Origin of the sequence: Mesorhizobium sp. M7A.F.Ca.CA.002.04.1.1, assembly GCF_004022805.1 — a bacterium.
In the GTDB taxonomy this organism is placed as follows: domain Bacteria; phylum Pseudomonadota; class Alphaproteobacteria; order Rhizobiales; family Rhizobiaceae; genus Mesorhizobium; species Mesorhizobium ciceri.
The window spans coordinates 1-6,935 of record NZ_RZPL01000268.1 but is presented as its reverse complement, the minus strand read 5'-3'; the positions used below and the strand labels follow the sequence as shown (position 1 = coordinate 6,935).

Sequence of the window (6,935 nt, the reverse complement as noted above, 5' to 3'; positions counted from 1 at the left end):
GCTGCTGTCGCGCCCGGCCGATCTCGTCGATATCGATGACGCAAACCGGCCGCCGGGCCTGGACCCCTATCTCGCTTTCGCGCGCCAGACGCCGAACGGGCCGGTCGAATATCATGACCGTGGCGAGATCGAGCGCGGCGCGCTTGATGGCAAGGGCCTGGAAATCGCCTGGTTGGCCGACAAGGTCGATGCCTTCTTCATTCACGTGCAAGGTGCCGCACGCCTCGCCATGACCGACGGCCGGCTTGCCCGCGTCACCTATGCCGCCAAATCCGGCCAGCGCTTCACCGGACCAGGCAAGGTCCTGAGCGAGATTGGCGAGATCCCGCTGGCGGAAGTGACGATGCAATCGATCCGCGCCTGGTTCAAGGCGCATCCGGACCGCGTCGACGAGATCCTGTGGCAGAACCGCTCCTACATTTTCTTCCGCCCGGCCGATGTCGAGGACGTTGCCCTTGGTCCGATCGCCGCCGCCAAGGTGCCGCTGACGCCGGGCCGCTCGATCGCCGTCGACCGCCTGCTGCACACATTCGGCACGCCCTTTTACATCGACGCGCCGACGCTCGCCGCCTTCGACGCAAAACCATTCCGCCGCCTGATGATCGCGCAGGACACTGGCTCCGCCATCACCGGGCCGGCGCGGGGCGACCTGTTCGCCGGTTCGGGCGATGCCGCGGGCGAGATCGCCGGCGTGGTCCGCAATGCCGCGGATTTTTATGCGCTGGTGCCGCGCGCGCTCATTGCGGGTGCGGTCCGATGACCCGGCGCCCGGACAAGCTCAGCGAGGACGACCGGGTTCTGTGGAACCTGGTGGCGCGCACGGCCAAGCCGCTGAAGGGGAAATTTGCCGTGGACATCCCCGAAATTCCTGCCGAGGCCAAGCCAAGCCAGTCGCAGCCCGCCCAGCCCGTCGCCAATGTCGCAGGGACCGCGAAGCCGAAGGCGCAGCATGTCACGCACCGCCTCGACGAACCGACGCTGGACAAATTGTCGAAGGGCCGGCTGCCGATCGAGGGCCGCGTCGATCTGCACGGCATGACGCAGGACGAGGCCTACTCGCTGCTGTTCTCGTTTCTGCACCGGGCGCATGCCGGCGGCGTCCGCTATGTCCTGGTCATCACCGGCAAGGGCTCGTCCTCCGGCGGCGATGGCGTGTTGCGGCGCGCCGTGCCGGCCTGGCTGTCGACGCCTGCCTTCCGGCCGCTCGTCTCCAGCCACGACCATGCCGCCCGCAATCACGGCGGTTCGGGTGCGCTCTATATCCGCCTGCGGCGGGTCCGTTCATGAGGATGGGCGCATGACCCCGTTCGGCGAGAAGCTGCGGACGCTGAGAAGCGAACGTGGTGTCCGCCAGAAGGACATGGCGGCGGCGATCGGCGTCAGCGCCGCCTATCTGTCGGCGCTCGAACATGGCAGGCGAGGCGCCCCGACCTGGACGCTGATCCAGAAGATCATCGGCTATTTCAACATCATCTGGGACGATGCCGAGGAACTGGCGCGGCTGGCCGAGGCCTCGCACCCGCGTGTAAAACTCGACACGTCGGGTCTTTCCCCCGCCGCCACCGAGCTCGCCAATCTGCTGGCGGAAAACATCGAGAAACTCGACGAAACCGAGCTTCGCCGCATCACCGCATCGATCCGCGGGGCGTTGAACCAGCGGCCGTAGCCTGACGGTCCGCGCCGGTACAAGTTCGCCTGCCTCACGAGGACACTGCCCGCCGGCGGGCAAAGTGGTGAGATCATTTCTTGCCGGCGGTGCCGCCATTTCCACCCCGGCCATGATCGCCGTGGTCGTGGCCATTGTTTCCGCCGCCCAGGCAGTCCGACGCCCCGGCATCACCGCAACAGCGGCCGGCCCAGAGGTCGTTGAGGTTGGCTTTGGCACAGCTGGTGGTCTGATCGGCCATGGCGGATCCGGCCATGCTCGACACCGCGATAGCGGCAAGAAGGGTGTTTCGCAGAAAAGCAGTCATCTGAAGTCTCCATGGTTGGTTTCGGTTCACGGCTGTGTGTCGCTGGCCGGAGCGAAATGGTTCACGGAGAAATGCGAATTCTGGCGGAGGGCCCATCGATTTCGTCATCCACGGGCGGAGCGGACGCGCAGACCCGAGGATCCATGCCGCGAGTTGCGAGCGTCGCGACGGGGCAAAAGATCTGGTGATGACGGTATGACGATTGCAGGCGCCTGTTCCTGCGCCGCAGCGTTCTTCATCGGCATCACGGCATGGATCCCGGGGTCTTCGCGACGGAGCTTCGCTCCTGCTCAGCCCTGTGATGACGAAGCGTTGGATGCCGCCCCTAGGGAAGCCGCCGTTGCCGGTGCCTACTGAACCGCGCCGACCAGAACTTGCTGGCCACCGCGGATCGAGACCCAGCGGCCGGTGTTGTCGATCGCCTGCCGCTTGAGGAAGCGGTAGCCGGTCGCGTCCCATGGCTTGACCTTGTCGGTCAGATTGTCGAGCACATAGTCGCCCTCGTCGGTGCGCACCGTCAGCACGGCGTGGCCCTCGCCGTCGGGCTTGCGCACGACGGTGATCAGAAGATCGGCAAGCGAGATGCTCATGCGCGAAAGCTGGCGTCGCTTTTCCAGCACATAGTCCTCGCAATCGCCGACGCCCTTGTCGGGATAGGCCCAGACCTCGTCCTTGCCGTAGATGTCCATGTCGCTCATCGGCTTGACGGCGGCGTTGACCCTGGCGGTGACATTGAGAAGCTTGCGCATCAGCGCGTCGGTCATCGGAGCCGGCGCCAGATTGGCCGGGCGGATCGAGCACTCGCCCGGATGCAGCTTGCAGAAATCATAGTGGCCGATCGGCTGCGAGGTGAGCCCCCCGGTCGCCATCGCTCCACCCGCCAAGGCCGGTGCCACCCAGCCCGCCGTCATTGCCAGCCCGGCCGCCACATACACGCGCAGCCGTCGCGCCATCGATGAGGAAATCATTGTCCCCGCTCACCCTTTGTTATTAACGAAAGGTTAAGGGGGATTTACAGTCCGTGTCAATTACGACGACGGTCGGATTGTCGGCATGGTTACCCGAGGGGCTGGACAGCGGCACTTGTGCAACAGAATCAGCCAGCCAGCCGGCTTTTACCGGTCAATCGCATGGCTTGTCGCCGTTAAGCTTGGTTTTATGCAAATCATCGTCCCAAAACCCGCAATTTTGGACGACGTGCATTATCTCTTGGCGGCGCGGACCAGCTTCGGCTTCGCCGCGACACGCTCCTGGCGGCCGTAGCTGGTGATGAAGTCGACGATGCGCGGCACGATTTCGGAGCGGAAGCGAGAACCGTTGAACACGCCGTAATGGCCGACCGCCGGCTGCATGTAGTGGGCGTGCCGCTCAGCCGGGATATTGGGGCAAAGATCATGCGCTGCCTTGGTCTGGCCAAGGCCTGATATGTCGTCGTTCTCGCCTTCGACCGTGAACAGCGCGACGTTGCGGATCGCCGACGGATCGATCCTGGTGCCGCGATGCGTCATCTCGCCCTTTGGCAAGGCCTGCCGCACGAAGACGGTGTCGACGGTCTGCAGGTAGAATTCGGCCGTCAGGTCCATGACCGCCAGATACTCGTCGTAGAAATCGCGGTGCTTCTCGGCATTGTCGCCATCATGCTTCACCAGATGCATGAAGAAGTCCTTGTGGGCGATGATGTGGCGATCGAGGTTCATGCTCATGAAGCCGGACAGCTGCAGGAAGCCTGGATAGACCTCGCGGCCGAAGCCTGGCACCGGCCACGGCGCATGCATCACGACATTGTCGCGGAACCAGTCGATGCCTTTTTCCTGCGCCAGCAGATTGACCGCGGTCGGGTTGCTGCGCGTGTCGATAGGCCCGCCCATCAACGTCATCGTCGAGGGCACGAACGGGTCGCCCTTGGATTCCATCAGCGCCACGGCGGCCAGCACCGGCACGGAAGGCTGGCACACCGCCATCACATGCGTGTCCGGCCCGAGCGTGTGCAGCATGTCGATGACATAGTCGATGTAGTCGTCGAGATCGAATTGGCCGTCGGCAAGCGGCACCATGCGGGCATCGACCCAGTCGGTGATGTGCACGTCGGCATAGGGCAGCATCGCTTCCACCGTGCCGCGCAGCAGCGTCGCATAATGGCCCGACATCGGCGCCACGATCAGAAGCTTCGGATCGGGCTTGCGCCCGGCGGGGACAGCGCGCTCGAAGCGCACGAGATTGCAGAACGGCTTCGACCAGACGGTCTTCTCGGCGACCTCGACGCTCTTCCAGTCGACCACGGTCTTGCTCAGGCCGAAGGCCGGCTTGCCGTAGCGGCGCGTGGTGCGCTCGAACAGTTCGGCCGTCGCCGCGATCGAACGGCCCCATTGCGTGTGGGAAAACGGATTGAGCGGATTGGAGTAGAACATCCGCACCGCGTCGGCATAGAGGCGCGCCGGCTGCAGGGCGGCGTGGTTCATCTCATAGAGCTGGTAGAACATCGAGAAACCCCGCTGCTGCCTGCGACCGAAGGCACGACGAGCAGCGCCGAGCCTAAATGTCTCGCGGGGAAGTTAACAACTAATTGCTGCGATGCAATACGTCACGCTGCGTGACCAATGCTTCTTTGGTTCAAGGCCATGGAAATCGGGGCCGAACGGTGCCAGCCGGCTCAGTGTGCGGCTGCGAAATGTGTAGGTAATGTGTCCGGCCCTTGCCGGACACAGGAAGCTCTAGACGCGCGCCATGCACACGGAAGTGTGGCCGGAGCCGATGAAGCCGAGCTGGCCGGCCGCGCCCTTCGACAGGTCGAGCACGCGTCCCTTGATGAACGGACCGCGATCGTTGATGCGCACGACGACGCTGCGGCCGTTGTTCTTGTTGGTCACCCTGAGCTTGGTGCCGAAAGGCAAGGTGCGATGCGCGGCGGTCATCGCCGACGGGTTCATGCGCTCGCCCGAGGCGGTTCTGGAGTGCAGGGCGTACCACGAGGCGCGGCCGCACTGGGCGGCGGCGGTCGCCGAAGAAGCGCCGACCATCAGGCCAGCAGCGATCGTTACCGCGACAATCGCGGTCTGTTTTGGGTTCTTCATATTTGGGGGATGGCTCCGTTTTTGACAGACCCCAGCCGTTAGGTGCCAAATAAGGCGGGAAATGCGGCAGTGATCTGGCGGTTCCGTGGCAATGGCACACGTTTGGAGTCGCTGGGTAACAGTCTGTCAGGGATTTTCCGGCACGCGATGATCAATCAACGATGATCTTTGTGTTGCTATCGGGCATCCGTTTGACAAGATCGAACATTAATATCCAAGTAGAGCTCGGCGCGGCCGGGCCACTTCCTTTGGCTCTTTTATCGCGGTCCCGATGCTGTAACCAATCGACTTCAAAAGGGAGATCCGGCAATGAGGCTGACCAAAAATCTGCTGGCGTTGATTGTGCTTGCCGTCGGCGCGCTGTGGTCGCTGCAAGGCATCGGCGTTGTCGGCGGCAGCTTCATGACCGGCCAGTCGCAATGGCTCTATATCGGCGTCGTCACCATGCTGGTCGGGCTGATCGGGTTGGTGTGGGCGAACCGGTCAAGCGGGTGAGCTTGATGAAAGGTCGACCCCACTCCGGCCCTTCGGGCCACCTCTCCCCCGATCGACGGGGGAGAGGAAAAGCGCGAGCTCGCCGACCTTGGCTCCTTTCCTCTCCCTCCGGAGGGGGGGAGAGGTGGTGCTGCGAAGCTGCGACGGAGTGGGGGAAGGCGGTCCTCCAGGGCCCTGCCCCCGACAGCCCTACCCGAACAGCCGATCCAGAATCTTGCCCTCCAGCCGGGCCAGCTCCACCGAACCGCGCCGGCGCGGCCGTTCCACGGGCACATCCAGATCGAGCGCGACCCGGCCTTCACTGATCACCACGACCCGGTCGGCGAGCGCGACCGCTTCGGCGACATCATGCGTGACCAGCACGGCCGTGAACTTCTGCGCGATCCAGATGCGTTCCAGAAGCTGCTGCATCTCGATGCGGGTCAGGGCGTCGAGTGCGCCGAGCGGCTCGTCGAGAGCCAGGATCTGCGGGTGGCCGACCAGCGCGCGGGCCAGCGCCACGCGCTGCTTCTGACCTCCGGACAGCACCGAAGGCCATTCGTCGGCCCGGTCGGCAAGCCCGACCTCGCCGAGGATGTCGAGCGCGCGGTGCCTCGCTTCGCTACCGGTGGCGATGCCGGTCAGCCCGACCTCGACGTTTTTCACCACGCTGGCCCAGGGCAGGAGCCGTGGCTCCTGGAACATGAAGCGCGTGCGGCTGTGTCCTTCCTCTTCGACGCCGAAGGACAGCGATCCCGATGTCGGCCGGTCGAGCCCGGCCAGAAGCCGCAACAGCGTGCTCTTGCCGCAGCCGCTCTTGCCGATGACGGCGAGGAACTGCCCGGCCGGCACGTCCAGGTCGATGCCGTCGAGCACGGTCTTGTCGCCGAAGCGCTTGCCGGCATGCCTGAAGGCAAAGGCCCGCTGTCCTTCGACGGAGCCGATCGGCCGCACCGGCGTGGCGACGAAGGAACGGGCTGCGGTCAGGCTGGCGGCGGTCATGGGCAATCTCTCATCCGTTCTGGAAGGCCGGATGCCAGCCAAGCGACAAACGCTCGAGCAGGCGGGCGAGGCTGTCGGCGAGCTTGCCGAGCAGCGCGTAGATCAGGATCGACAGCACGACGACATCGATCAGCAGGAATTCGCGCGCCTGCATGGCCATGTAGCCGAGGCCCGAACTGGCCGAGATGGTTTCGGCGACGATCAGCGTCAGCCACATGATGCCCAGGGCATAGCGCAGGCCGACGAAGATCGACGGCAGCGCGCCGGGCAGGATGACGCGGAAGAACAGGGCGCGCCGGTCCATGCCGTAGACGCGGCCCATCTCGACCAGCTGTGGGTCGACGCTCTGGATGCCGAGCAGCGTGTTGACGTAGATCGGAAAGAACACGCCGAGCGCCACCAGGAACAGCTTGGC

General features: G+C 64.6%; 10 protein-coding genes. 4 read left to right on the top strand and 6 right to left on the bottom strand.

The annotated features are described in order from the left end of the window. The 3 genes from ENZ75_RS15770 to ENZ75_RS15760 form a co-directional block, all read left to right on the top strand. The coding region (locus ENZ75_RS15770) for an MltA domain-containing protein (protein ID WP_128278173.1) at positions 1-760 on the top strand (760 nt) is incomplete at its 5' end. Continuing rightward, positions 757-1,287, top strand: a complete 531-nt coding sequence (locus tag ENZ75_RS15765) for a Smr/MutS family protein (protein ID WP_024502221.1) — start codon at positions 757-759, stop codon at positions 1,285-1,287. The genes ENZ75_RS15770 and ENZ75_RS15765, both read left to right, overlap by 4 nt. Before the next feature lie 10 nt (positions 1,288-1,297). Continuing rightward, complete coding sequence (locus tag ENZ75_RS15760; RefSeq protein ID WP_063169606.1) at positions 1,298-1,666, top strand: helix-turn-helix transcriptional regulator; 369 nt, start codon at positions 1,298-1,300, stop codon at positions 1,664-1,666. A 73-nt stretch (positions 1,667-1,739) separates the two neighbouring features. Here the strand turns inward: ENZ75_RS15760 and ENZ75_RS15755 are convergent, their stop codons facing one another. From ENZ75_RS15755 to ENZ75_RS15735, 4 genes are all read right to left on the bottom strand, one after another. After that, entirely contained in the window at positions 1,740-1,907 is a 168-nt protein-coding gene (locus tag ENZ75_RS15755) for a hypothetical protein (RefSeq protein ID WP_245441843.1), read from the bottom strand. Between the two features lie 416 nt (positions 1,908-2,323). Next, on the bottom strand, positions 2,324-2,941 hold the full coding sequence (locus ENZ75_RS15750; protein ID WP_013528717.1) for a transglutaminase-like cysteine peptidase: 618 nt from the start codon (positions 2,939-2,941) through the stop codon (positions 2,324-2,326). Positions 2,942-3,175: 234 nt separating this feature from the next. Continuing rightward, complete coding sequence (locus tag ENZ75_RS15740) at positions 3,176-4,453, bottom strand: polyhydroxyalkanoate depolymerase (protein ID WP_063169608.1); 1,278 nt, start codon at positions 4,451-4,453, stop codon at positions 3,176-3,178. 231 nt (positions 4,454-4,684) lie between these two features. Next, on the bottom strand, positions 4,685-5,044 hold the full coding sequence (locus ENZ75_RS15735) for a septal ring lytic transglycosylase RlpA family protein (RefSeq protein ID WP_013528714.1): 360 nt from the start codon (positions 5,042-5,044) through the stop codon (positions 4,685-4,687). Positions 5,045-5,353: 309 nt separating this feature from the next. Here ENZ75_RS15735 and ENZ75_RS34315 point away from each other — a divergent pair, with 309 nt between their 5' ends. Next, positions 5,354-5,539: a hypothetical protein gene (locus ENZ75_RS34315; protein WP_024502222.1), complete on the top strand. Its 186-nt coding sequence runs from the start codon at positions 5,354-5,356 to the stop codon at positions 5,537-5,539. A 189-nt stretch (positions 5,540-5,728) separates the two neighbouring features. On the opposite strand, the gene ENZ75_RS15725 is transcribed toward ENZ75_RS34315, so the two are convergent. Both ENZ75_RS15725 and ENZ75_RS15720 read right to left on the bottom strand, forming a co-directional pair. Continuing rightward, complete coding sequence (locus tag ENZ75_RS15725) at positions 5,729-6,520, bottom strand: ATP-binding cassette domain-containing protein (protein WP_063169609.1); 792 nt, start codon at positions 6,518-6,520, stop codon at positions 5,729-5,731. Positions 6,521-6,530: 10 nt separating this feature from the next. Beyond that, the coding region (locus ENZ75_RS15720) for an ABC transporter permease subunit (protein WP_128278172.1) at positions 6,531-6,935 on the bottom strand (405 nt) is incomplete at its 5' end.

Coding starts and splice junctions, on each gene's coding strand:
- ENZ75_RS15765 (WP_024502221.1), top strand. CDS start 757: ATGACCCGGCGCCCGGACAAGCTCAGCGAGGACGACCGGGTTCTGTGG.
- ENZ75_RS15760 (WP_063169606.1), top strand. CDS start 1,298: ATGACCCCGTTCGGCGAGAAGCTGCGGACGCTGAGAAGCGAACGTGGT.
- ENZ75_RS15755 (WP_245441843.1), bottom strand. CDS start 1,907: ATGGCCGATCAGACCACCAGCTGTGCCAAAGCCAACCTCAACGACCTC.
- ENZ75_RS15750 (WP_013528717.1), bottom strand. CDS start 2,941: ATGATTTCCTCATCGATGGCGCGACGGCTGCGCGTGTATGTGGCGGCC.
- ENZ75_RS15740 (WP_063169608.1), bottom strand. CDS start 4,453: ATGTTCTACCAGCTCTATGAGATGAACCACGCCGCCCTGCAGCCGGCG.
- ENZ75_RS15735 (WP_013528714.1), bottom strand. CDS start 5,044: ATGAAGAACCCAAAACAGACCGCGATTGTCGCGGTAACGATCGCTGCT.
- ENZ75_RS34315 (WP_024502222.1), top strand. CDS start 5,354: ATGAGGCTGACCAAAAATCTGCTGGCGTTGATTGTGCTTGCCGTCGGC.
- ENZ75_RS15725 (WP_063169609.1), bottom strand. CDS start 6,520: ATGACCGCCGCCAGCCTGACCGCAGCCCGTTCCTTCGTCGCCACGCCG.